The sequence below is a fragment of the Haloprofundus sp. MHR1 genome (assembly GCF_005155585.1).
Classification (GTDB): domain Archaea; phylum Halobacteriota; class Halobacteria; order Halobacteriales; family Haloferacaceae; genus Haloprofundus; species Haloprofundus halophilus.
The window spans coordinates 2792968-2817697 of sequence record NZ_CP039833.1 but is presented as its reverse complement, the minus strand read 5'-3'; the positions used below and the strand labels follow the sequence as shown (position 1 = coordinate 2817697).

24 protein-coding genes are annotated in these 24730 nt (G+C 66.7%); 13 read left to right on the top strand and 11 right to left on the bottom strand.

All coding sequences use genetic code 11. The features are described 5' to 3' along the window. Window positions 1–10: 10 nt before the first annotated feature. Together FCF25_RS14300 and FCF25_RS14295 are read right to left on the bottom strand one after the other, a co-directional pair. Entirely contained in the window at window positions 11–1306 is a 1296-nt protein-coding gene (locus FCF25_RS14300) for an MFS transporter (protein WP_137049159.1), read from the bottom strand. Between the two features lie 63 nt (window positions 1307–1369). Then, window positions 1370–1705: a hypothetical protein gene (locus FCF25_RS14295; protein WP_137049158.1), complete on the bottom strand. Its 336-nt coding sequence runs from the start codon at window positions 1703–1705 to the stop codon at window positions 1370–1372. A gap of 85 nt (window positions 1706–1790) precedes the next feature. On the opposite strand from FCF25_RS14295, the gene FCF25_RS14290 reads away from it, so the two are divergent. From FCF25_RS14290 to FCF25_RS14270, 5 genes are all read left to right on the top strand, one after another. Continuing rightward, on the top strand, window positions 1791–2594 hold the full coding sequence (locus FCF25_RS14290) for an N-acyl homoserine lactonase family protein (protein ID WP_137049157.1): 804 nt from the start codon (window positions 1791–1793) through the stop codon (window positions 2592–2594). A 161-nt stretch (window positions 2595–2755) separates the two neighbouring features. After that, window positions 2756–2995 carry a UPF0058 family protein gene (locus tag FCF25_RS14285; protein WP_117591187.1) on the top strand — a complete coding sequence of 80 codons (240 nt, stop codon included), beginning with the start codon at window positions 2756–2758 and terminating at the stop codon, window positions 2993–2995. A 59-nt stretch (window positions 2996–3054) separates the two neighbouring features. Beyond that, complete coding sequence (locus tag FCF25_RS14280; RefSeq protein ID WP_137049156.1) at window positions 3055–4803, top strand: DNA mismatch repair protein; 1749 nt, start codon at window positions 3055–3057, stop codon at window positions 4801–4803. 134 nt (window positions 4804–4937) lie between these two features. Next, a complete protein-coding gene (locus FCF25_RS14275) occupies window positions 4938–6038 on the top strand; it encodes a threonine/serine dehydratase (RefSeq protein ID WP_137049155.1) in 1101 nt (366 codons plus the stop codon). Further along, window positions 6031–7311, top strand: a complete 1281-nt coding sequence (locus FCF25_RS14270) for an amidohydrolase (RefSeq protein ID WP_137049154.1) — start codon at window positions 6031–6033, stop codon at window positions 7309–7311. The genes FCF25_RS14275 and FCF25_RS14270 overlap by 8 nt, the downstream gene beginning before the upstream one ends. 45 nt (window positions 7312–7356) lie before the next feature. Here FCF25_RS14270 and FCF25_RS14265 read toward each other — a convergent pair whose 3' ends face one another. Then, window positions 7357–7575 (bottom strand): hypothetical protein, encoded by a 219-nt coding sequence (locus FCF25_RS14265; protein ID WP_137049153.1) that lies wholly within the window; start codon window positions 7573–7575, stop codon window positions 7357–7359. 273 nt (window positions 7576–7848) lie between these two features. On the opposite strand from FCF25_RS14265, the gene FCF25_RS14260 reads away from it, so the two are divergent. Next, window positions 7849–8295, top strand: a complete 447-nt coding sequence (locus FCF25_RS14260; protein WP_137049152.1) for a luciferase family protein — start codon at window positions 7849–7851, stop codon at window positions 8293–8295. A gap of 117 nt (window positions 8296–8412) precedes the next feature. Beyond that, complete coding sequence (locus FCF25_RS14255) at window positions 8413–9777, top strand: CRTAC1 family protein (protein WP_137049151.1); 1365 nt, start codon at window positions 8413–8415, stop codon at window positions 9775–9777. Between the two features lie 70 nt (window positions 9778–9847). On the opposite strand, the gene FCF25_RS14250 is transcribed toward FCF25_RS14255, so the two are convergent. The 4 genes from FCF25_RS14250 to FCF25_RS14235 form a co-directional block, all read right to left on the bottom strand. Further along, complete coding sequence (locus tag FCF25_RS14250; RefSeq protein WP_137049150.1) at window positions 9848–12178, bottom strand: ATP-dependent DNA helicase; 2331 nt, start codon at window positions 12176–12178, stop codon at window positions 9848–9850. Between the two features lie 203 nt (window positions 12179–12381). Continuing rightward, the gene (locus FCF25_RS14245; protein WP_137049149.1) at window positions 12382–13821 is read right to left on the bottom strand and encodes a S8 family serine peptidase; all 1440 of its coding nucleotides are present in this window, start codon (window positions 13819–13821) and stop codon (window positions 12382–12384) included. 47 nt (window positions 13822–13868) lie between these two features. Further along, complete coding sequence (locus tag FCF25_RS14240; RefSeq protein ID WP_137049148.1) at window positions 13869–14474, bottom strand: helix-turn-helix domain-containing protein; 606 nt, start codon at window positions 14472–14474, stop codon at window positions 13869–13871. Window positions 14475–14574: 100 nt separating this feature from the next. Beyond that, window positions 14575–15765, bottom strand: a complete 1191-nt coding sequence (locus tag FCF25_RS14235; RefSeq protein WP_137049416.1) for an MFS transporter — start codon at window positions 15763–15765, stop codon at window positions 14575–14577. Window positions 15766–15886: 121 nt separating this feature from the next. On the opposite strand from FCF25_RS14235, the gene FCF25_RS14230 reads away from it, so the two are divergent. Then, entirely contained in the window at window positions 15887–17335 is a 1449-nt protein-coding gene (locus FCF25_RS14230; RefSeq protein WP_137049147.1) for an NAD(P)H-hydrate dehydratase, read from the top strand. Beyond that, window positions 17332–17949, top strand: coding sequence for a cyclic pyranopterin monophosphate synthase MoaC (gene moaC / locus FCF25_RS14225; RefSeq protein ID WP_137049146.1), 618 nt, complete (start codon window positions 17332–17334; stop codon window positions 17947–17949). The genes FCF25_RS14230 and moaC overlap by 4 nt, the downstream gene beginning before the upstream one ends. Before the next feature lie 163 nt (window positions 17950–18112). Here the strand turns inward: moaC and FCF25_RS14220 are convergent, their stop codons facing one another. Both FCF25_RS14220 and hflX read right to left on the bottom strand, forming a co-directional pair. Further along, a complete protein-coding gene (locus FCF25_RS14220; RefSeq protein ID WP_137049145.1) occupies window positions 18113–19438 on the bottom strand; it encodes a 5'-deoxyadenosine deaminase in 1326 nt (441 codons plus the stop codon). 152 nt (window positions 19439–19590) lie between these two features. Beyond that, window positions 19591–20877, bottom strand: a complete 1287-nt coding sequence (gene hflX / locus FCF25_RS14215; protein ID WP_394347879.1) for a GTPase HflX — start codon at window positions 20875–20877, stop codon at window positions 19591–19593. 175 nt (window positions 20878–21052) lie between these two features. On the opposite strand from hflX, the gene FCF25_RS14210 reads away from it, so the two are divergent. Beyond that, a complete protein-coding gene (locus FCF25_RS14210; RefSeq protein WP_232819684.1) occupies window positions 21053–21367 on the top strand; it encodes an FUN14 domain-containing protein in 315 nt (104 codons plus the stop codon). Window positions 21368–21410: 43 nt separating this feature from the next. Here the strand turns inward: FCF25_RS14210 and FCF25_RS14205 are convergent, their stop codons facing one another. Beyond that, the gene (locus FCF25_RS14205) at window positions 21411–22136 is read right to left on the bottom strand and encodes a ribosome assembly factor SBDS (RefSeq protein ID WP_117591201.1); all 726 of its coding nucleotides are present in this window, start codon (window positions 22134–22136) and stop codon (window positions 21411–21413) included. A 191-nt stretch (window positions 22137–22327) separates the two neighbouring features. Here FCF25_RS14205 and FCF25_RS14200 point away from each other — a divergent pair, with 191 nt between their 5' ends. The 3 genes from FCF25_RS14200 to FCF25_RS14190 all read left to right on the top strand — a co-directional run bounded on the left by FCF25_RS14200 (window position 22328) and on the right by FCF25_RS14190 (window position 24345). Further along, entirely contained in the window at window positions 22328–22744 is a 417-nt protein-coding gene (locus FCF25_RS14200) for a hypothetical protein (RefSeq protein ID WP_137049144.1), read from the top strand. A gap of 231 nt (window positions 22745–22975) precedes the next feature. After that, window positions 22976–23281, top strand: a complete 306-nt coding sequence (locus FCF25_RS14195) for a NifU family protein (RefSeq protein ID WP_117591203.1) — start codon at window positions 22976–22978, stop codon at window positions 23279–23281. A 266-nt stretch (window positions 23282–23547) separates the two neighbouring features. Beyond that, complete coding sequence (locus FCF25_RS14190; protein WP_117591204.1) at window positions 23548–24345, top strand: inositol monophosphatase; 798 nt, start codon at window positions 23548–23550, stop codon at window positions 24343–24345. 20 nt (window positions 24346–24365) lie between these two features. Here FCF25_RS14190 and trxA read toward each other — a convergent pair whose 3' ends face one another. Beyond that, the gene (gene trxA, locus FCF25_RS14185; protein WP_117591205.1) at window positions 24366–24704 is read right to left on the bottom strand and encodes a thioredoxin; all 339 of its coding nucleotides are present in this window, start codon (window positions 24702–24704) and stop codon (window positions 24366–24368) included. Window positions 24705–24730 lie beyond the last annotated feature (26 nt).

Genomic DNA, 24730 nt, shown 5'->3' with positions numbered 1-24730 from the left:
GACGGACGCCTCAATCGGCCGTCGCCGTCGCGCCCGCCGCTCCGTTCTCGGCGGGCGTCACCCGACGCTCCAGCGCTAGCACGCCGACGGCGAGACCTATGCAGCCGAGCGCGAGCGTCGGCCAGAGCAGATGTCCGATACCGAAATCGAAGAACGCGCCCCCGAGCGCCGCGCCGATACCGAAGCCGAGCCGCTTGGCGATTTCGACGAGCGAGAGCCCCGACCCGCGCTCGGCTTCGGGGGAGATGTCGCTGGCGAGCGAGGAGACCAGCGGCGAGTGCAGAATCTCGCCGAGCGTCCGGAGGACGAGAAACGTGCCGACGAGCCCGACGCCCACGACGACCGGAATCGACACGCCGACGAGCGGTCCGAGCGCGACGACCCAGACGGCGAGCATCGCTGCCGCCCAGAAGCCCGCCGAGGCGACCAGTCCCCGCGTGCGCCGCCAGTTGCCGATAGCAGCGACCAGCGGCAGCTGGAGCGTGACGATGACGAGCGGGTTCAGGACGTAGAGCGTGCCGAGTTCCGCCGACGTGAGACCGAGCGTCTCGGTGGCGACGACCGGAACCGTCGCCTGCATCTGCGCGTACATCACCGCGAAGCCGACGTTGAGAACGGCGAGAAAGACGATCCGCGGGCGCGTGACGGCGCGTCGCCAGTCGGCGAGCGCGGACGCGAGCGACGATTTGGCGTTCGCCCCGGCTTCCGAACCGGCGTCGCCGCCCCGTCGAACGCGCGGAAGCGTCGCCCAGAGCAGCACGGCGACGACACCGCAGGTGAGGCCGTCGGCGACGAAGACGGCCAACTGCGCGACGCTGTACAGGACGCCGCCGACGACGAACCCGAGACCGAACCCGGCGTTGTTGGCGACTTTGAGGAGTGCGAACGCCCGGTCGCGCTCGCTGCCCTCGGTCAGGTCGGCTATCATCGCCTGACTCGCCGGGGGGAACAGACCCAAAGTGAGGCCCGCGGCCGTCGCGACGGCGACGAATCCGGCGCCATCTGTCGCCGCGGCGTAGGCGGCGAGCGTCACCGTCGACAGCGCCATGCTCGTCACCATCACCGGCTTTCTCCCCACTCGGTCGGCGGCGAACCCGCCGACTGCCGTGCCGACGGCGGTGGCGACGTTGTTGAGAAGCAGACCGAAGCCGACGACTCCGAGCGAGATGCCGACTTCGAGGTGGAAGTGAACGGTTGCGAACGGGTAGACGAGGCCGGAGCCGAACAGGTTGACCAGTTGACCGAGCGCGACGAGATAGACGGGGCGACGAAAACCGCGCACGGCGTCCAACGAGGGGGTTCGCACGACGCCCGATTCTCCGGCGGCCCTCGTGAACGGTTCGGTGGCGGCCCGCGTTTCCGCGAGTTCTCACTTCGCCGACGCGAACACGCGATAGCTCTCCAGCGTCGCCCGCATCTGTTCGTCCCCTTCGGTCCCTTTCTGCTCGGTTCCGTAGTCCATCCAGCGCGCGCCGTCGTTGTCGCGGGTGTAGCTGTACATCCGGTACTCGTCGTCGGTTTCGAGTACGAGTTCGATGATGGCCTCGTCGGGGCCGGGGTCGTCGTCTCGAAGAACTACGCCGCGCGTCGCGGGTTCGTGGTCCATCACGTGTACGGTGGTGACTTCGGCATCTACCAGATTTCGGGTCTCGTCGCCGGTCAGCGGGCGGTCGGGCCACCCCTCCGCCGCGGTGGGTTCGTCCATACCTCCGTATTCGACGCGCGAGGGCTTGGCCGTTACATCTCCCGGCGTGCTGAACAGTTATCGGCGGGCCGACCCAACAGACGGTATGGTTGACGCCAGCATCCACCTGCTCGACCGGGGTCGCGTCCGCGCGGACATGAACTACGTCGTCGACGGCTACGCGATGGGAAGCGCCGACAACCCCGACCCCGAACACGAGATGACGGAGTTCGTCGTCTGGAGCGCCGTCGTCGACCACCCCGAGGCGACGGTGCTGTGGGACACCGGCTCGCACCCGGAGGCGGGCGACGGCTACTGGCCCGCGCCGCTGTACGGCGCGTTCGAACACTACGACGCCGCCGACCACGACCTCGAATCCGACCTCGACGCCGCGGGCTACGCGCTCTCGGACGTCGACGCCGTCGTGACGAGCCACCTCCACCTCGACCACGCGGGCGGCCTCTATCACTTCGCGGACACCGACGTTCCCGTCTACGTCCACGAGGAGGAACTGAAGTTCGCTTACTACAGCGCGAAGACGACAGAGGGCTCTGTCGCCTACCTCGCCTCTGACTTCGACTACGACCTGAACTGGGAGATAGTCCACCGCCACCGTACGACCCTCTTCGAGGACTTCGAACTCCTCCACCTACCGGGTCACACCCCCGGCGTGATGGGCGCGAAACTCGACCTCCCCGACGAAACCGTGCTCGTCGCCGGCGACGAGTGTTACGTCGACGCCAACTACGCCGACGAGGTGCCGCTCGGTCCCGGCTTGCTCTGGAGCGACCGCGACTGGTTCGACAGCCTCCAACTCCTCAAGGAACTCCAGCGCCGCCACGACGCGGACGTGCTCTACGGCCACGACCTCGAACGGTTCCAGTCGTTCGACGGCGGGTGGAACCGGTAGCGCGACCGACTGACCGACCGCGGCCGACGTATCTATCTCTGTAAATCTGTAAAGCTATCCAGAAATATTTCTGAATAGCCAAGCGGACCACGACTCGTGAATCGCCCACGCACTCCCCTCACCGTGGCGCTTACACGCCTTCGGCCCGAAGAGCACTCGCAATGAAAAAGCAGGAACTCGTCCAGTTCCACTCCCTGCTCGTCCTCCTCGGCCAAGAGTACATCCGCCGCGGCGACGCCACGCGAGCGGACTTCGAACCGTACCGAAAACTCGGCGTGACGCCGATGTCGCTGCAGTCCTCGCGTGCCGACCACGAGGAGGCGGTGATGACGTTGGCTCGCACCCTCGCTTCGCTCTCGGTGTCGGAGGCGACGAGAGAATCGACCGTCGCCTTCGACTGAACTCGCGTCTCCCGGCGGCGAACGGGTATCACTAAGGCGCGTCCGCGTCAGCCACGACCATGCGACTGCAGGAGTACTGGGGAGTCGGACCGAAGACGAGCGAGCGACTACAGGAGACGCTCGGCGTCGCCGCCGCCGTCGAGGCCATCGAATCCGCCGACGTGCGAGCGTTGACCGAAGCCGGAATCCCCGCCGGACGCGCGACGCGCATCCTCCGGCGTGCCAACGGCGACGCTGGGATGGCGACGCTCGGGACGCGCGACGCCCGCTCGGTCTACGACGAGTTACTCTCGCTGGCGGGCGACCACGCGGTGACGCGCCACGCGGGCGACCGAATCCGCGTGCTCACGCCGCTGCCGGAGCGCGCCGCCCGCGACGCGCGACTCGACGAAATCGAGGCCGCGCGGGAGGTGTGGGCCGAGTTGGACGCCGACGCCCGCGACCGGGTGCTCGCCGCCTTCGCCGCCTACGACGAGTCGGGCGGCACCGAGCGCGCCGCCGTCGAAACCGCGCTCACCCTGCGCGACATCGGTCTCGACACCGGACCGTTCGCGCCGCTCGCCGACGTCGACGAAGCGGCGCTCTCGGAGGCCGTCGGCGCGCTCGGTCACGTCGACGGCGACGACGTACTCGACGGTACCGACGAGAAGCTCGACCGCCTCCGCGACCAGTTAGACGCCGCAGAGCGCCTCGAATCCGGCGCGTTCGACCTCCTGGAGACGGTCCGAGAGGCGGGCGCGCGCAACCTTGACGACTTCGAGCACGCGGTGGCGGACTACGTCGCCGCCGAGACGGAGCTCTCTCGCGAGGACGTCCTCGGCGCGGCGGCCGACGACCCCGTCGACGCCGCCGACTTCGTCAGCACCACCCTTCGCGCGCTCGCGGCGGACCTCCGCGAGCGGGTCGACGAGCGCGAGGAAACTGTCGCCGCCGACCTCCGCGAGACCATCGAGGCCGCCCGCGACGACATCGACGCCGCCGTCGAGGCGGTCGAGGACAGCGCGTTCGCTGTCTCGCTGGCGCGCTTCGCCGAGGCGTACGACCTCGTCCGCCCCGAACTGGGCGGGGACGACGGCCCCTTCGGCGTCGCCGCCGTCGACGCGCGGCATCTGTTGTTGGACGACGACGTGCAACCGGTGACGTACGCCGTCGGCCACCACACCCTCTCGGCGGAGCCGCAACCGCCCGCGGACGAACGGGTGACCGTCCTGACGGGCGCGAACTCCGGCGGGAAGACGACGCTGTTGGAGACGCTGTGTCAGGTGGCGCTTCTGGCCGCGATGGGCCTGCCCGTCCCGGCGAGTCGAGCGCAGGTCGGCGACTTCGACACCGTCGTCTTCCACCGCCGTCACGCGAGCTTCAACGCCGGCGTGCTGGAGTCGACGCTGAAATCTATCGTCCCGCCGCTGTCGGGCGAGGGGCGGACGCTGATGCTCGTCGACGAGTTCGAGGCCATCACCGAACCGGGTCGGGCGGCGGATCTGCTGGGCGGGCTCGTCGGACTGACCGTCGACCGAAACGCCGTCGGCGTCTACGTCACCCACCTCGCGGAGGACCTGAGTCCGTTGCCCGCTGCCGCGCGCATCGACGGCATCTTCGCGGAGGGACTGACGCCCGACCTGAAGCTCCGCGTCGACTACCAACCGCGGTTCGGCACGATCGGGAAATCGACGCCGGAGTTCATCGTCTCGCGACTCGTCGCGAACGCGAAGGACAACGTCGAGCGACAGGGCTTTCAGACGCTCGCGGCGGCCGTCGGCGAGGAGGCGGTCCAACAGACGCTGTCGGACGCGCGCTGGCGGGAGTGAGCGTCGAACCCCGAAGCGGAGGCGAACGGACCCGAAAGCGGGAGCGGAACTAGCTCCGGAACAGGACGTGATCTGACTGCGACAGGACGTGAGACGGGGAAAACAACTATGAACCGGATAGCCCATTCTCGGCCATGACCGCGTACGAACCGGTTGAATCACCGGACGAAACGACGGTGTTCTCCTACCACGACCTCACACCTCCGACGCTCGCGGACGTCTTCAGAGCGCGACGAGTCACCGACCGCCACCTCCCGAAGACCCCGCTCGTCCGAAGTCAGTATCTCTCCGACGAACTGGACGCGGACGTGTATCTGAAGCGGGACGATACCCTCCCGACGGGCGCGTTCAAAGTTCGAGGGGGTCTCAACCTGTGCTCCCGACTCGACCCCGAGTTCCGCGACCGCGGCCTGATAGCGGCGAGTACGGGGAACCACGGCCAGTCCGTCGCCTACGCCGGACAGACGTTCGATATCCCCGTCGTCATCGCGGTTCCCGGAGAGCCGAACGAGGACAAGGTCGAGGCGATAGAGCGGTTCGGTGCGGAGGTTCACAGGGTGGGCCGCGACTACGACGACGCCCGGGAGTGGGCCGAGAAACAGGCCAGCGAGCACGGGTATCGGTACGTTCACTCGGCCAACGAACCGCTCCTCGTCGCCGGCGTCGGTACGGCGGGGCTGGAAGTCCTCGACGACCTCCCGGACGTCGACGCCGTCTTCTGTCCCATCGGCGGCGGGAGCAGCGCGTCGGGGTACTGCCTGACCGTCGGCGACGTGGCGGACGCCGACGTCGTCGGCGTCCAGTCGTCCAACGCGGACGCGATGTACCGAGCGTGGAAGGAGGGACATCTCGACCCCCAACCGACTGCGGACACCCTCGCGGAGGGGCTCCAGTCGCGCGTGCCGTTCGCGCTGACCTCCGAGATTCTCGGTGAGAAGCTCACGGACATGGTGACCGTCTCGGACGACGCGATACGGAGGGCCGTCCGGACCATGGTCGAACGAGAGCACATCCTCCTCGAGGGTGCCGGGGCCGCGAGCGTCGCGGGAGCGTTGGCGTCGGCCGACGAACTCGCCGGGAAGACGGTCGTCCTCCAACTGTCCGGCCGAAACATCGCCAACGAGAAGTTAGCGTGGGCGTTCGACGCCGACGCTGACGCCGACGCCGACGCTGACGCCGACGCCGACGCTGACGCCGACGCCGACGCCGATGCCGGGGAACTCGACGATGAGTGACGTGCCCGTTCGGGACCGACTGCGCGAGCTTCGCCGGCAGTTCCACCGGTACCCGGAGCCCGCGTGGTGTGAGTACTACACGACGAGTCGCATCGTCGACGAGGTGGAACGAATCGGCGTCGACCGACTCCACGTCGGAACGGAGGCGTACGCGAGCGAACACCGGATGGCCGTTCCGGACGACGCGACGCTCCGAGAGTGGTACGACCGCGCCGCGGACGCCGGAGCGCGGCCGGACGTTCTGGAATCGACGGCGGGCGGACACACGGGATGCATCGTGGTCCTCGAGAAGGGCACCGACGGCCCGACGGTCGCGCTCCGCGTCGACATCGACGCACTCCCTCAACGGGAAGCGGACGACTCGGAACACCTGCCCGCAGTCGAGGGGTTCCGGTCGACGAACGAGGGCGTGATGCACGCCTGTGGTCACGACGCGCACATCACGCTGGGGCTCGGCGTGCTCGACGCCGTGAAGCGGAGCGACGAGTTCGACGGGACGTTCAAGCTCATCTTCCAGCCCGCCGAGGAGCGCGCCGGCGGCGGAAAGCCGATGGCGCTCTCTCGACACGTCGACGACGTCGATTACTTCCTCGCGCTCCACGTCGGTCTGGGTCACCCGACGGGGGACGTCGTCGGTGGAATCGTGAAACCACTCGCCGTCGCGAACTTCGAGGCCCGATTCCACGGCGAGTCCGCCCACTCCGGAAAGAACCCGAATCGGGGGCGAAACGCCATGCAAGCGGCGTCAGCGGCCGTCCAGAACTTGTACTCGATAGCCCGCCACGCCGAGGGGATGACCCGAATCAACGTCGGCCGCATCGACGGCGGAACCGCGCCGAACATCATCGCCGAGGAGGTGCGTATCGAAGGGGAGGTCCGCGGAGAGACGAACGAACTCCTCCAATTTCTGCGCGCGGAGACGGAACGAATCGTCGACGCGGCCGCCGAGATGCACTCCTGCGTCGGCGAGTTCGAGGTCACGGGCGAAGCGCCACGAGCCGACAGCGACCCCGATTTTAGCCGGAGTATCGCCGACGTCGCGCGGAAACACGACTCCGTCACGAACGCCACGGCGACGAGCGAGTTCGGGGCGAGCGAGGACGCCACGTACCTCATGAAGGCCGTCGAGGAACGGGGCGGGACGGCCTCGTACGCGATCGTCGGTACCGACCACCCCGCGCCGCATCACTCGAGCAGGTTCGACGTCGACGAACGAAGCTTGAGTATCGGCGTCGAGGTCGTCTCCGAGGCGGTGACGGCGCTCGGTTCCTGACGGTTCGGCGTCCGGTTCGAAACGCGCTGGCGCGGCGACGACCGGTTAGCGCATCTCTTCGAGGCCGACGAACGCGTCGCGGTCGGCGGTGAGCCAGACGGTCACTCGCTCTTCGACGGGCGTGTCGCGGGGGTAGATCGTACACCGGTCGGGACCGCTTCCGTACCGAACGGTGACGCTGTGGAGACCGAACGAGCGGCCGTCCAGTTGGTAGTCGTGCGCAGCGGGAACGTCGGACAGGTCGTCGCTCGTGTGTAGGCTCATGGAGAGGTTCCCCGTTACCGGGTGTCAAGAACTCCCACAGTCGGGTACATAACCGCTGCTAAGACCACTCTATAGTGAGCAATATCGGTGAATAGAGGCCCGGAGCGGTTCTCACGGGCGAGAACTCGACGCCTCTGCCGTCGGCGTCGTCGAGACCGTCGTCTTCCGGCGCTGACTCGATATCTCCGCACGGGCGTCGGTACCCGACGCGCGTTCTCCGTTGAGCGCTATCCACCGCGCATCCGTTATCTCGGTCGCCGACGTATCGACGCTATGAGTTCGACCACACCGTCTCGCGAGCAACTCGTCGACGAACTGACCGCCACCGTCGCGACGTGGCCCGGCATCGAAGTCGCGCCGCACCGCTTCGAGGGCAGCGAGTTCACGCTCGGCCCCCGCGAGGTCGGTCACGTCCACCGATTCGGTATCCTCGACATCAACTACCCAAGACGGCTCCGCGACACCCTCATCGACGAGGGACGAACGGGCGAACACCACGTCGTCCCCGACTCCGGGTGGACGACGTTCCGCATTCGGACCGGCGCTGACCTCGAACCCGCGCGGTGGCTCCTGCGACTCTCGTATCTGTACCACGTGGCGACGTTGCGTCGACGGCCCGAACTGGCCGGCGTCGTCGGCGACGTAGACGTCGAGGGCGAACTCGACGCGATGAGTCCGAGTCCACGCGTGCGAGAGAGCTTCGATCGCGTGCTGGACTGAAGAGGGGGTGAATCGACGCTCGTCCCTCTGTCGACCCCCCGAAGACGGCGACGAGTTTCAACCTGACGACGACACTCCAGACCGTTCACTCTTATAGCCGGACCCACTGAAACGGATGTGTTCGAGGAGCGCTCCGACTTACTCGCGACTAATCCGTCGTTCAAGGGGTACGGCGCTGCGGTCACGGTCGGACCGCAGGGACCGCTCACGTACGTCACCTCCAGCAGCGGTGCGAACAGGCTGCTCAGATGCGACGCGGACGGGGGAGGCGACGGCGCGCTCGTCGATATCGCCACCGGCATCATCGCCGACAGACAGCGACGCGGCATCGCCGTCGCCGCCGCCGATGTCGACGGCGACGGCCGCGAGGAGGTGTACGTTCAGAACGCGGGCGGCTACGGCCGGATGGGCGGCGCGGTCGACCGCCTCTTCGACTGCGACGGCACCGAGTGGATCGACGCCTTCTCGCTGGAAGTCAACGCCGGACGGAGCAACCGACGAGACGGCTGGTCGGTCGCCGCCGTCGACCGGCACGGCACCGGTCGGTACGGGCTGCTCGTCGCGAGCGACGGATCGCCGATGCGCTGTTACGAACTCGGTGACGACGGGGAGGTGACCGACATGGCGGAGTCGGTCGGCCTGGATGTCGAAGCGAACGTCCGCGCGCTCGCGAGCGGGCCGCTCGTCACCGAGCGGATGGACGTGTTCGCGGCGACCGAACGCGGCCCGAACCGTCTGCTGCGAAACGACGGCGGTCAGTTCACCGACGTGGCCGCCGAGAGCGGCGTCGCCGACGCCACCTGCGACGCTCGCTGTCTCTCCTTCGTCGGGTCGGGTGCCGAGCCGACCGGTGAGTTCGTCTGCGGCAACTGGGAGGGACCGACGCGGCTGTTCGCTCGAACCGACGACCGATTCCGCGACGTCGCGCCGCCGGAACTCGCACAGCCGACCCGTACTCGTTCGGTCGTCGCCGCGGACTTCGACAACGACGGGTCGCTCGAACTGTTCGTCAACGCCCTCGGCGCACCGAACCGGCTGTTCGAGCGGTCGGACGGCACGTGGCGACGCGTCGGTACCGGCGAAGCGCTCGAACCGAAGGGACTGGGGACGGGCGCGACCGCCGCAGACTTCGACGGCGACGGGACGCTCGAACTGCTCGTCGTCCACGGCGAGGCCGGGGCGCAACCGCTCTCGATTTTCCGCGCGCCGAACGACAACGACTGGCTCAGAGTCCGACCGCTCACCGAGGCGGGCGCGCCCGCCCGCGGCGCGAGCGTCACGCTGGAGACGACCGACGGCGTCCAGTCCCGCCTCGTCGACGCCGGAAGCGGCGGCCACAGCCAGTCGGAACCCGTCGCGCACTTCGGTCTCGGCGACGCGACGCCGTCGCGTCTCGTCACGCGGTGGCCCGACGGCCGCGTCCGCGTCGACGACGACCCCGTCCCGCGTACCGAGCAAACCGTCGCACACCCGGCCGGGTGATGCCTCCGACGAGCGAGTCACGCGCCGCGAGGACGACGACCGTTCTGGACGTGTCTGCGACGGAACCGGCTCACCGCCCCGACCAGAATCTCTCTAACCCGAACCCGAGCATGTCGGGGCTCACCGGCTGAAACTCCTCGCGTTCGTACCCGGGGAAGTACTCGCGTACGCCGTTCCACGACTCGCGAGCGTAACGCGCGTCGACGAACACGCGAACCCCGACTTCGTCGTCGCCGCGGATGACGCGGCCGACCGCCTGCCGCGCTTTCCTGACCGCCGGCACCGTCAGCGCCGTCTCGAAGCCCGACCCCTCGAAGGCGCGGTCGTACGCCGTCTTCACTGCCTTCGTCCGCGGACTCGACGTGTTCACGAGCGGAACGCCGCAGACGACCGCCGCCGAGAGGCGGTCGCCCCGGTAGTCGACGCCCTCCGTCAAGGTCCCGCGGAGGCTGGTGACGAGCACTTTCCCCCCGCCGCCGAAGAACTCCGCCTTCAGCGACTCGGTCGTCCCGTCGTCGCTCGACTCGTCGAGGAGCACGGGCTTGTCGACGCGGCGGTCGAGCACTCCGGCCATCCACTCGGCCTCGCCGTAACTCGGCATGCCGACGAGAACGTTGCCCGGCGAGCGTGCAACCTCCGAGACGGCGTCCTCGTACGCCTGTCGCGTCGGATTCTCCTCGTCGGGTGCGCCGCGGTTCGCGTAGGTGAACTTCGGCGCGTCGACGGCGAAACTCGCCCGGTTCTCCTCGGGGAACGTCAGCCCGTACGTCCGCTCTTCGACCGGGCGGCCGGACTCGGCCAGCGAGTCGAGTCCCGAGACGGTCCGAAAGATATCCATCGGCGCGAGCGTCGCACTCATCAGGACGCCGCCGCCGAACTCGGCGAGTCGCTCGCCGATAGCGTCGGAGGGGACGCAGTTGTAGAGCGCGAGGCGCGCGTTGTACGCCCGCCGCCACGAGTCCGGCGGCTCCATCTCGTCCCACGTCCGCTCCAGTTCGAGTTCGCGGAAGTAGCGCTCGTGGTCGCAGCGGTACCACTCGCCGAGCACGCGGCCGACGCCCGGCGCGGCCCGCTGCTTGTCGTCTTCCTCGGCCGAGTTGAGGATGCGGCCGACGACGGCTCCCACGGTTTCGACGCGCACCCACGTCCCGCCGTCGTAGCCGGCCTCCTGGGCCCACTCGCTTATCTCGTCGACCGCGGGTGATTCGGGGTCTCGGAGCGGGATTTCGGCGTCGTCGAGCCTCGTGAGGTCCGCCCTCCAATCGGGCATCTCGCCGTCGAGGTGCTCGACGACGCGGCGGTCGAGTTCCTCGCGCAGGTCGCGGAGGAACTCGCGCGTCTCTTTCAGCTCTCGAAGCGTCACGTCGCTCTTCTTCAGTTCGCCGCGGACGAGGTCGGCGTCGGCGGTCGACCCGCGCGTCTCTCTGCCCGCGTCATCGAACTCGACGGGTTGGATGACGCGCGTCACCTCGTTCTCGGCGTCGCGGAGGCTCCGGTCGCCGACGCCCGAACTGACGAGGTCGCGGACGCGCGGTTCGAGCATGTGCGCCTCGTCGCAGACGAGAAACGTCGTCTCGTCGATCAGGGAGGCCGTAAACGTCGCCACCGTCGTCGGGTCGAACGCGTGGTAGTAGTTGCCGAGGACGACCTCGACGTGGGGGAGCACCGCGCCCATCGTCGAGTGGGGGCAGGTGCCGAAGCCCGCGGAGAGCGAGACGAGGTCGTCCGGCTCCAGCAGTCCGGCGTCCTCGAAGTCGAACGGCACCGCCTCGATCGGTTCGCCGTCCTCGGGCAGGTCGTCGAGGAACTGCGCGTAGAAGGGGCAGAACTCGGTGTCGCCGTGCTCGGGCAGCTCGGGGAGGTACGGCGTCGGTTCGTCCGCCGTCTGGAGGTACGAGGGACCGCCCGCGCCGGTGTCGGCGAGGCCGGTCTGGGCGCGTCGCGCCTCGCCCGCCAGCGCCGACGCGGTGGTCGGCCCGCTCTCTGCAGCGAGGTTTCTGGTTCGTTCGCGGAGGCCCTCGCAGCGCTCGTAGACGTTCGAGTCGTCGACGCCCGCGACGCGCTCTCGGCTGTACGGGCAGACGTCGGACTTGCCGACGAGCGTCAGCCCCGACACCGGTCGCCACTCGTCGGGGAGGTTCGCGTTGACGGTCCGGAGGTCGTCTTCGAACTGCCGGAGTTGCTGTTTGACGCTGGTGAGGACGACGACGCGCTCGAACGGCGAGTCGGGGTCGCGCACCCGGTCGATGCCCGCCGTCAGCGCGAGCATCGTCTTGCCAGTTCCGCAGGCGCCTTCGACGACGGTGAATCCGCCGTCTTCGGCCGTCTCGACGGCGGTTTCGATGCCGTCGGCCTGCTCGGGATACGGCTCGTCATGTCCGAACACCTCGCGCCAGGTCACGTCCGACTCTCGCCGGGGCGGACGCTTATCGGTGTCGGAGGGAGGCTGTGAGTCTGGAGTCGACACGGTACGAAGGGGTGGACTCGTCTTCGCACAAAAAGTCGAGGTGGCGTCGGCGGACGCCACGGTATCGACGCGGCGGTGTCGACGCGGCGGTGTCGACGCGGCAGTATCGACGTGACGGTGTCGACGCCGACGTGGAGTCACTCGGTGTCGTGACACTGGAAGGAACGCCCGTCGGGACCGGGCCGCTCCGCGGCTTCGACCGCTCTCGTCGCCTCGACGACGGCGAACGAGTCCGGCGTGTATCGGTCGTCGGTCGCAGAGTTCCGAAGCAGTTCGACGAGTTCGCCGGGTCGCCGTTCTCGCGTGCACGTCGAGGCGACGAGCGCCGCCGTCCCGGCGACGTACGGAGCGGCGGCCGACGTTCCTTCGAGCGTTCCGGACTCCGTTCTGACGGTCGCCGGCCCCCACACGTCGACGAGCGAGTCGCTCCGCGAACTGTACGGCGCGATTCGACCGCTGTCGGTGTCGACGGCGCCGACGGCGACGACGCCCTCGCCCGTCGCCGGGGCGACGACGCTCTCGTTCGAGACGGCGTGTTCGAGCGAGTGGCGACTCGACAGTAGCCGAAGACGGGTCGCGCTCGCGTTTCGACTCCGATTTGCGCTCGCGTTCGAACGTCGGTCGACGCTCAGATTCGCACTCTCGTTCGCGTCGTCGACGGTGGTCGTTCGATTCGCGTCGTACGCGTCGACGGCGACGTAGTACCGGCCGCGCGGCACCGACGCGTCGACGGCTTCCCACGCCTCCGCGGAGTCGTTCTGCCGGCGGACGGACTTGGCGACGACGGGGTCCGGACCGTTCGCACGTTCGCGGTACAGATAGAGGTCGTAGTCGGCGGACGTGTTCCAGGAGAGCCGCAGCGACACCTCTCCGCCGGTGACCGCTCCGCCGGCCAATCGGTTGCCCTGCGTCTCGTTCGAGAAGTTCACCCAGCCGTCGGCCGGCCCGTCGCCGACCCACTGGCTGTTCGCGTAGTTGCCCGCCGAGGTGACGAACGTCGTCCCGTTGGCGGTAGCGCGCTCAGCCGCGGCGGTGATGCGCTCGTTGGTCTCCGGGTTCGAGGCGAAGTAGCTTCCGGCGTCGACCACGACGGTCACGTCGTTGGCGACCAGCCAGTCGAGAGCCCGCTCGTACTCTTCGGGCGTCGGGTCGTCGCCGACGGCCGCGAGATACAGCTCGGCGTCCGGCGCGGTTTCGGCGACGACGGCGGCGACGGCGGTGTCGTGTCGGCCGTCGGCTCGTCGCTGCGGGCCGACGGACACTTCACCGGTCCCGCGTTCGTCGGGCGCGCGTCGATGCCCGGCGACCTGACCGTCGAGAGACGTCCCCTCCGGTTCGAACGAGGCGCCGACGACGCCGACGGCGACGCCGTCGCCGGTGATACCCCGCTCGTGAACGCGTTCCGTCGAGACGATGTGACCGCCGGTCCGGCTCACCTGTCCGAAGGGAGCCGTCGTCGCCGAATCCTCTCCGGGAAGCAGCGGAACCGTCGCGGCGACGGACCCGGCCAGTGGCGCGCTCGACGCGGTGACGAGCACGCAGACGGCCAGCACGCACGCGACGAGTCGTCGGTTCATCGGCCAGAGTCAGTGTGCACGCTCGCGGTGCCGGTCGCCGGGTCTGTTCACCTATCGACGACCTCCAGCACGAGGACTGCAGCGAGGACGAGTGCACCGCCGGCCAGAAACGCGACGCCGGGGGGCAGCGTCCCGAGAAGCGGGGCGACTCCGCCGGCGACGCTGTCGCCGACTCGCGGGGCCGTCCCCGGTCCGCCGGCGTCGGAGACGGTCACCGCCGCCCCGAACAGCCACTGGACGAGCACCGCGCCGACGGCCAACAACGCGGCGACGCCGACGAACTTCCGCAAGGAGTCGAGCACCGACGCGCGGTCGTCCTCCTGGCCGGCGCAGACGACGAGCGGGCTGTCGACGGGCGCGTAGACGTTCATCTCGCGTCCCTTCACGGAGTACTCCGTGTCGACGACTTCGACGAGGCCGGCGTCCTGTAAGTTCCCGAGGTGGTGCCGGACGTTCTGCAGAGACGTGTCGACGGCGTCGGACAGCTCCGAAGCCGTCGCGTCGCGCTCGTACAGCTCCGTGAGAACCGACCGAGCGGTCTCCGAGGAGAGCGACGAGATGAGCTGCTCCGCGTCGTCGTCGTCGAGCCACAGGACGCGGGGGGTTCGAGCCTCCCGCTCTGCGTCTCTGTCAGACGGGAGCAGACCTGACATGGATTCTCATTCCATGGACAGGTTAGTAAACCCTTCGACAGATTCAGTTACGTGTTCCGGTCAATCGGTTCGACGGTCGGCGCCTCGAATCAGGCGGAAGTCAGTCGGTCACGACGTCGAGACGCCGCGTGTCGCTCGGGAGTCGCCCCGCGGCGTAGAGCGCCAGAAGTGCCGCGAGTTCGACGCCGAGCGCGAGCGCGAACAGTCGGAACACGCTGTCGAACGGAACGTCCGCCCCCGTGAGGAACCCGACCGCACCGCTCCCGCCCGACTCGATGAGGAGAGCGACGCCGCTGAAGACGGCGTAGGCGCTCCCGCGGTTCTCCGCCGGGAGCGCGCCGAGCATGTACGTGTCGAGCGCCGGAAACAGACTGTGGACGACGTACCCGAGCGTCGCCGTCACGACTAACACCGGAACGAAGTCGGATACGAGCGTCAGGGCACCTAAGCACGCGCCGAACGCAGCGACGATGCCGAGAACGTATGGCAGGTGCGGCAGACGGTCTGCGAGGCGGCCGCTGAACCAGAACGCGGGGACGCCGGCGGCGAAGACGACGGTCAGCATCGTGTTCGCCTGCGTCGGGGTGAACTCCTTCGTCGCCGTGAGATACGGGACGTAGAAGTTGAATAACCCCTGCCAGGCGAACCCCACGACGGCGACCATCGCTACCCCCGTGAGGATGACGTGCCAGTGCGACAGCGCTTCGCGGAAGTTACGGTCGTCCCCGGCCGACGAGGGGACCGTCTCCCGCGTGCGGACGACCACGACGAGGACGGCGGTGAGCATCGCAGTACACGCCGCGAGTAGCCAGAACACGTGTCGCCACTCGCCGGCGGCCAGAAGCGTTACGACGACGGGGGCGGCGACGACGGCGGCGACCTGACTCGCCGTCCCGTGGATACCGACGGCCTGCCCGACGGCGTCCGGATACAGTTCGCCGACGAGCGGAACCGCGGCGACGAAGTACGCGCCGGAGGCGATGCCGATGGCGAACGCGCCGACCTGGAGTGCGAGCAGGGTCGTCGCCGTCGCGGTGAACGCCGCGGCGGTCGTCAGCAGCGCTCCGGTTCCCAACACGACGCGGTGACGGGGGACGCGCGTGAGCAGGTAGCCGACCGGAATCCGGGGGACGGCGGTTCCGAACCAGACGAGCGAGGTGACGAGTCCGATGGCTGCTGGACCGACACCGAACGCCGCCTGCAACGGTTCGACTAACGGAGCGAACGCCGTCCGTCCGAGGTTGACGAAAAAGACGAGCCCGCAGAGCGTTCCGAACAGACGGCGTGTCACTGCCGCGGATTCGTCGGCTGCCGGGTCAAGCGTTACGAAAGCGGACATCGAAGGTCTCCTCGGCGCCGTCGACAGCGGTTCGACCCTATCGCTTTTCGCCCGCGGCGTCGAACATCGACGCATGATAACGTCCCGTCGAATGGCGGCCGTCGACGAGAACGCGGAGGCGCTCGGCGTCCCACGGAAACAGCTGATGGAGTCCAGCGGTAACGCCGTCGCCCGCGAAGTTCGCGCCCTCGTCGACGAGGGAGCGTCGGTGGCCATCGTCGCCGGCCGCGGCAACAACGGCGGCGACGCGTTCGTCGCCGCCCGATTTCTGCAGGCGTACGACGTGACGGTCCACCTTCTCGGTCGCTCGGAGACGATTTCGACCCGCATCGCCCGCGAGAACTGGGAGGCGCTGCGGAACGCCGAGTACGACACCGAAGTCGTCTCCGACTCGACGACGCTGGACCTCGGCGAACCGGATCTGGTCGTCGACGGGATGCTCGGAACCGGCGTCACGGGCGAACTCCGGGAGCCCGAGGCCTCGGCGGCGAGAGCCGTAAACGACGCCGATGCGACGGTGCTCGCCGTCGACGTTCCTTCCGGCGTCGACGCCGACACCGGCGAGGCCGAGGGCGTCGCCGTCGACGCCGACCGCGTGGTGACGTTCCACGACGCGAAACCCGGACTCGACACCCTCGATTCGACCGTCACCGTCGCAGACATCGGGATTCCGGCGGCCGCCGAGCGGTTCGTCGGCCCCGGCGACCTGAACGTCGTCGTCCGCGACCCCGAGAGCCACAAGGGCGACAACGGCGACGTGCTCGTCGTCGGCGGCGGGCCGTTCTCCGGCGCGCCCGCGCTATCGGCGCACGCGGTACTCCGGGCGGGCGCGGACCTCGTCAACGTCGCGTGTCCCGAGAGCGTCGCCAACTCGGTGCGCGGCTACAGCGAGAACTTCATCGTCCACGGCCTCGACGGCGACCACCTCCGTCCCGACCACGTCGACGAACTGCTCGGCCGCGCCGAGAGCAAAGACGCCGTCGTCCTCGGTCCCGGACTCGGCGGGGCGGACGAGACGCTCGACGCCGTCCGGCAGTTCCTCTCGGCGTTCGACGGCACCGCCGTCGTCGACGCCGACGCCTTACAGGTCGTCCCCGAAGTCGACACCGACGCGACGCTCGTCTGTACGCCGCACCAGGGGGAGTTGCAGAAGATGGGCGGTGAGACGGCCGACGACTGGGAAGCACGTGCCGACCTGGTCGAGGAGTTCGCAGCCGACCTCGGGCAGACGCTTCTGGTGAAGGGAGCGTACGACGTGATATCCGACGGCGAGCGGACGAGAGCCAGTCGAACCGGCAACGCCGGGATGACCGTCGGTGGGACCGGGGACGTGCTCGCCGGGGTAACGGGCGCGCTCGCGGCGACCCAGGACCCGTTCGACGCCGCGTGCGTCGCCGCGTGGGCCAACGGTCGCGCCGGTGACCTCGCCGCCGAAGAACGCGGCTACGGCCTCGTCGCGACGGACCTCCCCGACCGCCTACCGAAAGCGATGAACCGCGGCGGCGAGGTTGGAGAGGTATGACCGAGAAAGGACGACCGACCGGGCCCGCCGACCACAGCGACCCGGCCGAGGCCGCCGGCGACGCAGACGCCGACCCTGCGGACCACAGCAACCCCGATGAAGACGACCCCGAAGCCGAGACGTACCGAACGAGCAGCCGCTCCGAACTGACTCACACCGACGAAGGAGGCAACGTCCAGATGGTCGACGTCGGCGCGAAACCCGACACTGCGCGCCGCGCGGAGGCACGGGGCGAGATTCGGCTGCGCGAGTCCACCATCGACGCGATCGGCGGCGACGAAATCGAGAAAGGCGACGTGCTGGCGACCGCCCGCGTCGGCGCGGTGCAGGCTGTCAAACACACCTGGGAGACGATTCCGATGTGCCACCAGATTCCCATCACGAACGTCGACACCGAGTTCGACGTGCGCGACGACCGGGTGGTGTTGACCGTCGGCGTCGAAACCACCGGCAAGACCGGCTGCGAGATGGAGGCGCTCGAAGGCGTCACCACCGGCCTAAACGTCGTCTGGGACATGGTGAAAGCCGCCGAGAAGGACGACGACGGGCAGTATCCCGACACCTCGATTCGTGACGTCGAAGTCGTTACGAAGGAGAAGCAGACGCTGGGGTAGGGGGCGAGCAGACGGCGTACCGTACTCTCGACCGTTCCGCGACCGGGTCGCCGTACTCCCGCCTCGCCCGAATCGCGGCGCTACTCAGCGCACGCGGCGGGATGGTTCCGTCTTCGGTGATAAACGCTCGGGACGGGAACAAACGGAAAACAACTCGACGCGACTACGCCGGGTGCTCGTGTTCGCACTCGCGGCGTTCTTTCGTGATGTCGTACTCGCTGGCTCTCGCTCTAATCTCGTCAGCGTCGACGCGGACGTGCTCGCCGTCATCGTAGAGCACTTCGCCGTCGACCATGGTGAACCGCACGTCGTCGCCGTGCGCCGAGAAGACGAGGTGCGAGAGCACGTCGTGCAGCGGCGTCGCGCGCGTGAGGTCGGTGGTGAGGCCGACGACATCGGCTTTCCACCCCTTCTTCAGTTTCCCGACCCTCTCGAACCCGGCCGCTTTCGCGCCGTTTCGCGTCGCCATCTCGAAGATAACTTTTGCAGGCGTCGTCGTCGGGTCCAGCGTCTGCACCTTCTGGAGGAGGCTCGCTTGCCGCATCTCGGTGAACGCGTCGAGCGTGTTGTTGCACGGCGGGCCGTCGTTGCCGAGCGCGACGTTGATTCCCCGGTCGAGGTAGTCGACGATGGGCGCGATGCCCGAGGCGAGTTTCATGTTCGACGACGGGCAGTAGGTGACGTTCGTGCCCGTCTCTTCGAGGATTTCACGCTCGACTTCGTCAGTGTGGACGCAGTGCGCGAGGATGACGTCTTCGCCTGTCAGTCCGACCTCGTCGAGCCACTCGATGTTCCGCATCCCCGTCTCGCGCTCGACGGTGGCTATCTCGTCGCGGTTCTCGCTTGCGTGTGTGTGGATGCGGACGCCGTCGTAGCGGTCGGCGAGTTCGCGCGACCCGCGGAGGCACTCCTCCGTACAGCTGACAGCGAATCTGGGAGTCACCGCGTAGCGGATGCGGTCCCCGAAAGAGCCGTGGTACTTCTGGATGAGTCGCTCGGTTTCGTCGAGGGCGGCCTTCGTGTCCTCGACGAGCCCCGGCGGCGACTCCTTGTCCATGAGCACCTTCCCGATGCGGCCGCGGATGCCCACTTCGCCGGCGGCTTCGAACGCCTCCTCGGCGTGCCGAACCGAGAGGTGGTCGATGGCCGTCGTCGTTCCCGACTCGACGAGTTCGAGGTAGCCGAGTTCGGCGGCGGTGCGCATCCCCTCGGCGTCGAGGTTCGCCTCCATCGGGAGCACGTGGTCGAACAACCAGTCGAGAAGTGAGGTGTCGTCGGCGATGCCGCGGCCGAGCGACTGCACCGAGTGGATGTGACCGCCGACGAGACCGGGTAGCAGCACGTCGTACGACCGCCGCTCGTGGTCCGGGTGGGTGTCGAGGAGGGCCGCCCGCTCGCCGACGGCCGAGATACGGTCGTCGTCGACGACGACGGCCCCGTCCTCGATGACGGTCTCCGCGTCGACGACGACGGTTCCTGAGAGTAGCATTGTCCCCGACAAGGGAGGGGAAGCCGAAACAATAAACCTCCGTTTCGTCGGTGTGGCGGACGAGTCGAAAACGCGAGCGACCGAGTGTGGACACGGGCCGACGCGAGCAGACTCGGACCGACGTAGGCTCACTCAGACCGACGGGAGCAGCCTCAGGCCGACTCGACGGCGGTCAAATCGGCGGCTTTCGCGCGCGCCTGCTCGACGATTGCGGGTCGCGCTTCGAACTCGACGAGCACGTGGTCGTCGTCGTACTCCTCGGTCTCGACGTGGCCGTGGTCGTGAATCCACGAGACGACGCTCATCGTCTCGTCCACGAGGGGTATCATCAACCGCTCGCGCTCCCACGAGGGGAGTTCGGCCTCGATGCGCGCCTGCAGTGCTTCGATATTCTCGCCGGTCTGTCCCGACACGGCGACCGGGTTCGGCGCGAGCGCCGTCAACGCCGCTTTCTTCTCTTCGAGTTCGTCGTCGTCGATTCGGTCTATCTTGTTCAGTACCGTCACGATGGGCGCTTCGTTGCGCTCGTACAGCGTGTCGTGACTCGTCACGAGTTTCTCGCGCATCTCCTCGACGGGTTCGGAGGCGTCGACGACCAGTAAGACGAGGTCGGCGCGGTACACCGAATCGAGCGTCGACTTGAACGATTCGACCAGCCAGTGGGGGAGGTCCGAGACGAAGCCGACGGTGTCGGTGAGGAGGACGTTCCGCTTTCCGGTTTCGGCGCGGCGCGTCGTCGTTCCGAGTGTCGTGAACAGGCGGTCCTCGGACTCTGCGGTCGCCTCCAAGTCGGGATGGAGGTCCTCGTTCTCGTCGACGTCGAGTTCGGCGGCCAGTCGCCGAAGCAGCGTCGACTTTCCGGCGTTGGTGTAGCCAGCGAGCGCGACCAGGTCGAAGCCGGACTCGCGGCGCTGCTCGCGCCGCGTCTCCTCCTTGTCGGCGATAGAGTCCAGTTCGCGTTTGATGTTGGCTATCTGGGCCTTGATGTCCCGTTCGCGGCTCTCGTCGTACTCGCCGAGGCCCATGAACCCGGGCCGTTCGTCCCGTTTGGCGAGACTCGCCTTCGCCTCCGCGCGCGGGAGTTCGTATCTGAGTTCCGCGAGTTCGACCTGCAGTTGGGCCTTGCGGGTCTGCGCGCGCTGGCCGAAGATGTCGAGGATGAGCGTGAATCGGTCGACGACTTCGACGCCGTCCGGGAGTTTCTGTCCGATGTTGTACGTCTGGTACGGTCCCAGTCGGTTGTCGACGATGACCGTATCGGCGTCGCTGCGGCGGACCAACGCCGCGAGTTCGTCGACCTTCCCCTCTCCGAACTCGTACGCGGGGTCCTCCTCGCGGCTCTGTGTGAGTTCACCGACCACTCTGTACCCGGCCGCGCGCGCCAGTTCCGTTATCTCTCCGAGGTCGGCGCTCCCGGAGTCGACGCGCTTTGCGACCACGGCGGTCCCGTCTTCAGGGATGGGTGCTCTCCACCTCTGTTCGCATGTGCGGGTGTATGTCGTGCGCACTTTTGTACTTTCCTGGGTCGGGGGTCGGTTCGACCCGAGGTTCGTCTCGCCGTGCCGACACGTATCCACAAAGGTAATAAGTTAGTTGTGAGGACTGTCGGTCGTTATGGAAATAGACGTACAACAACTCGCCATGGAAGCCGGCACCGGCACCGTTATCGGTGCGATAATCGGCTTCGCGGCGAAGAAGGTAGCGAAGATTATCGCCGTCCTCGTCGGTCTCGAACTCGCGCTGTTCAAGTTCCTCGAATCGCGCGGGATTCTCTCCGTCGACTGGGACAAACTGAGCGCAGGCTTCCTGAAGACCGGAGAAGCCGCGACGACGGGCACGCCGCCCGACTGGATGATGACGATTCTCTCGACACTCTCCATCTCCGCCGGGTTCACCGGTGGCTTCCTCGTCGGCTTCAAGAAAGGGTAACCCAGCCGATTCGCCGCTTCTCGTCAGTACGTCGTTCGAGCGCTCAGCGGGTCGCTAAATCGTCTTTATCCTTGATTATCTGCGTCTCCGCTTCGCCGCTCGTGTGTTCGTTGACGAGGTCGTAGAAGTCGTTCTGCATCCCCGCGGGGAACGTCATCACGCCGACCCACGACCCGTCGTTCTGCCACTCTTCGCGCTCTAAGTCACCGAACTGCCGGACTCGCGCCTGCGCGCTGCCGGCGTACTGTGCGGGGATGTTGACCGCGATGGTCACCTCGGCGAACCGTATCGGAATCACGGGCCGGAGCGCGTCGAGGGCGTCGTCGACCTGGGTCTCGACGGGTTCCATCGGGTCGACGCGGAAGCCCGCTTCCTCCAGCGCGCGCTCGATGCGCTCGGGCGGATGCGGCGCGTCGTCCATCTGCGGGTTGACCGCGTTGCGCGCGATGCGATTGATGAGTTGGCGTCGCTTCTGTTCTTGCATCTCGCGGCGCTGTTCGGCCGTAATCTGTATCTCACCGCGTTCGACGACCTCCGGAATGATCTGCATCGGATCGGTCGTGTCGAACACCTTCTTCAGGTCCTCTTCGGCGGGTCTGTCGCCGCGGGAGGCGTCCTCGAAGACGTCTTCGGCGGCGATGACCTCCTCCAGGTCGCCGTCGAACTCGCCGCGTTTCATCGCAAGTGCGGCGTCGGGGTCGATGAGCACCTCGAAGCGCGCTCCGTGTGATTCGAGTCGCGCGGTCACGGCGTCGTCAAGCGAAATCATACCACGGGATACTGTCTCTGGGGTTAAAAGCACTGCTTGCGTTCCGGTTTCACCAGTTGGATTCTCCAAAACGACGAATGTCGTATTTGTCCTGTTTACACGACAATTTCTTACGGAGTAAGACAAAATTCAGTCCAACATAACAGAATAAAAGACACAATTAAGTGCTTTGAAATGGTATTGGAAAATGAATGTCAGAGAAATTGAGAGCATTCATCAGCGGAACGTTGTATTGTGGGGCCTTCTTCGGTGGACTTTGGAAAGAAGTAGGTGACCCCTTCAAAATGATTCTGATAGAATTGCAATCGTTCCAATCGCAGGGTCCTTATGCATTTGATGCGCTTCAGAGCTATCAAGACGCCAAATTCCTCCTTATGGTTGGGGGTATTGTTGGTGCCTTCGTATTCCTTCGATTTCTTGGAGTACTGGCTTACGGAATCGCTCATGCAGCAGGCTTAGTAATTCTCTCAAATCTCGGGTTGGGAGTTGCTTTACTCACTATTTCAAGCCTAACTGCGCTCTTTGCATATTCTAAGCAAAAATCAAAAGAAGAAGCAAAATCCCTTCGAACCTATTCGTCTCTCACCTCTTCGGGGGGTTTTCGATGAGAAAGAGAGCAAAGGCAGACAGCGGCTTTCTAGTTATATTGCTGATTGCGTTTATCTTCTCCACACTTTTTGTATATGAGGTCTTTCTACCTACTCTATGCGAAATATTCCAGAGTGGTCCGCCGTTGTGTTGATTTAGCCAAGCCGATTCTAATTTCACTGCCTTAACGATATTCGGCCTTAGAAAATCAGGTACAAAACGCTATACCCCCTCACCCCTTCTCCCATCGTATGAGCACGATAGACGCCGAAAAGAGCCTCGAAGACCGCATCGAGTTGTTCATGATGCGCAACTTCCCACAGATTCAGATGCACGGCGGTAGCGCCGCTATCGAAGCCCTCGACGAGGAGAGCGGCGAAGTGTGGATTGCACTCGGTGGCGCGTGCTCGGGGTGTGGTATCTCGCCGATGACCGTTCAGGCGCTGAAGAGCCGGATGGTCTCGGAGTTCGACGAGATTAGTGCCGTTCACGCCTCCACGGGAATGGGTGGCTTCGGTTCGACTCCGGACGACGACTTCTCCGACGTCCCGTTCTGAGCATCCGGTAACGTGCCTCTACCGGGGCCACAGGCACTGCTCGGGAGTTGGAGCGAGACGGATAACTATGCAGTGGGTCGCAGACGACGCCGTAGATGAACGAGCGGGCGTACCACGTCATCTGTCGTGCCTGCCGAACCGAGCATCTCACCGCGAGTGAGTCCGCAGCGTCGAAACTGTCGGTCGAGCACGGCGCTCGTCTCGGTCATCGGATCACCTACTGGAGAATTGCATAATCCTTTCACTCTCGCCTTCGACGGAACGATATGGACGACCTCGAAGTGCGCGAACGCCTCGTCGTCGATGTCGCACACGAAGGCGGCGAGCTCGCGCTCGATTCGTTCCGACAGGAACTCGCCGTCGAGACGAAGGCGGGACCGCTGGACGCCGTCACGGCAGTCGACCGAGACGTGCAACGCCACATCGTCGAGCGAATCTCCGAACGGTTCCCCGAAGACGACATCGTCGGCGAAGAAGACGACGCGGCAAAACGCGTCCCCGAAGACGGTGTCGCGTGGGTAATCGACCCGATCGACGGAACGAACAATTACGTCGCCGGGGACAGACGGTGGGCGACGAGCGTCGCACTCGTGGAGGACGGTGAACCGCGTGCCGCAGTGAACTACCTTCCGGCGCTCGGAGAACGTTACGTAGCGACGGGCGACGAGGCGAGACGAGACGGCGACCCGGTAGGCGTGAGTGGCGCGTCCGACTCGGAGACGCTCGTCATCGACCCTATCTTCGGGCTGAGCCGCCCCGAACGCCGGGCGCTCGCCCGCGTCGCGGAGAAAATCGTCACCGAGTTCGGCGACCTTCGGCGAGTCGGGAGCGGCCAAACGACGCTGTCGATGGTTGCCAGCGGCGAGTTAGACGCCGCGGTTTCGACGGTCGAACTATCCCCGTGGGACACGATTGCGGGCGTCTTTCTCGTCCGACAGGCCGGTGGCGTCGTCACCGACCCGTCGGGTGACCCGTGGAGACACGACTCAGAGGGGTTGATAGCCTCGAACGGGGCCGCTCACGACGAACTCGTCGACGCGTTCGGAGCGCTCGGAAAAGTGTAAAGTTCGACTCGGCGGGCTCGTTACGACGAGAGCTGCGAAACCATCGATTCGAGCGAGGATTTCTCCTGGACGCCGACGACTCGTTCGGCAGCCTCGCCGTTCGCGTAGAACTCCAGCGTCGGCACGCTCCGAACGCCGGCCGACTGGGCGAGTTGCTGGTGTTCGTCGATGTCGAGTTTTGCGACGACGGCGTCCGTCTCGGCGGCCAACTCTTCGAGCGTCGGTTCGAGCATCTTGCACGGGCCGCACCAATCGGCGTAGTAGTCGACGACGACGACGTCGTTTTCGGCGACGAGCGATTCGAGGTGGCTCTGGTCCTCGACGTGTACTGGCTTCTCTGCGCTCTCTGGTGTACTCATCACCTCTGGTTAGCCGTCCACCGCTC

Excerpts from the sequence above, each read along its gene's own strand:
- FCF25_RS14295 (WP_137049158.1), bottom strand. The coding sequence starts at position 1,705 with ATGGACGAACCCACCGCGGCGGAGGGGTGGCCCGACCGCCCGCTGACC.
- FCF25_RS14290 (WP_137049157.1), top strand. The coding sequence starts at position 1,791 with ATGGTTGACGCCAGCATCCACCTGCTCGACCGGGGTCGCGTCCGCGCG.
- FCF25_RS14285 (WP_117591187.1), top strand. The coding sequence starts at position 2,756 with ATGAAAAAGCAGGAACTCGTCCAGTTCCACTCCCTGCTCGTCCTCCTC.
- FCF25_RS14280 (WP_137049156.1), top strand. The coding sequence starts at position 3,055 with ATGCGACTGCAGGAGTACTGGGGAGTCGGACCGAAGACGAGCGAGCGA.
- FCF25_RS14275 (WP_137049155.1), top strand. The coding sequence starts at position 4,938 with ATGACCGCGTACGAACCGGTTGAATCACCGGACGAAACGACGGTGTTC.
- FCF25_RS14270 (WP_137049154.1), top strand. The coding sequence starts at position 6,031 with ATGAGTGACGTGCCCGTTCGGGACCGACTGCGCGAGCTTCGCCGGCAG.
- FCF25_RS14265 (WP_137049153.1), bottom strand. The coding sequence starts at position 7,575 with ATGAGCCTACACACGAGCGACGACCTGTCCGACGTTCCCGCTGCGCAC.
- FCF25_RS14260 (WP_137049152.1), top strand. The coding sequence starts at position 7,849 with ATGAGTTCGACCACACCGTCTCGCGAGCAACTCGTCGACGAACTGACC.
- FCF25_RS14245 (WP_137049149.1), bottom strand. The coding sequence starts at position 13,821 with ATGAACCGACGACTCGTCGCGTGCGTGCTGGCCGTCTGCGTGCTCGTC.
- FCF25_RS14240 (WP_137049148.1), bottom strand. The coding sequence starts at position 14,474 with ATGTCAGGTCTGCTCCCGTCTGACAGAGACGCAGAGCGGGAGGCTCGA.
- FCF25_RS14230 (WP_137049147.1), top strand. The coding sequence starts at position 15,887 with ATGATAACGTCCCGTCGAATGGCGGCCGTCGACGAGAACGCGGAGGCG.
- moaC (WP_137049146.1), top strand. The coding sequence starts at position 17,332 with ATGACCGAGAAAGGACGACCGACCGGGCCCGCCGACCACAGCGACCCG.
- FCF25_RS14220 (WP_137049145.1), bottom strand. The coding sequence starts at position 19,438 with ATGCTACTCTCAGGAACCGTCGTCGTCGACGCGGAGACCGTCATCGAG.
- FCF25_RS14210 (WP_232819684.1), top strand. The coding sequence starts at position 21,053 with ATGGAAATAGACGTACAACAACTCGCCATGGAAGCCGGCACCGGCACC.
- FCF25_RS14205 (WP_117591201.1), bottom strand. The coding sequence starts at position 22,136 with ATGATTTCGCTTGACGACGCCGTGACCGCGCGACTCGAATCACACGGA.
- FCF25_RS14200 (WP_137049144.1), top strand. The coding sequence starts at position 22,328 with ATGTCAGAGAAATTGAGAGCATTCATCAGCGGAACGTTGTATTGTGGG.
- FCF25_RS14195 (WP_117591203.1), top strand. The coding sequence starts at position 22,976 with ATGAGCACGATAGACGCCGAAAAGAGCCTCGAAGACCGCATCGAGTTG.
- FCF25_RS14190 (WP_117591204.1), top strand. The coding sequence starts at position 23,548 with ATGGACGACCTCGAAGTGCGCGAACGCCTCGTCGTCGATGTCGCACAC.
- trxA (WP_117591205.1), bottom strand. The coding sequence starts at position 24,704 with ATGAGTACACCAGAGAGCGCAGAGAAGCCAGTACACGTCGAGGACCAG.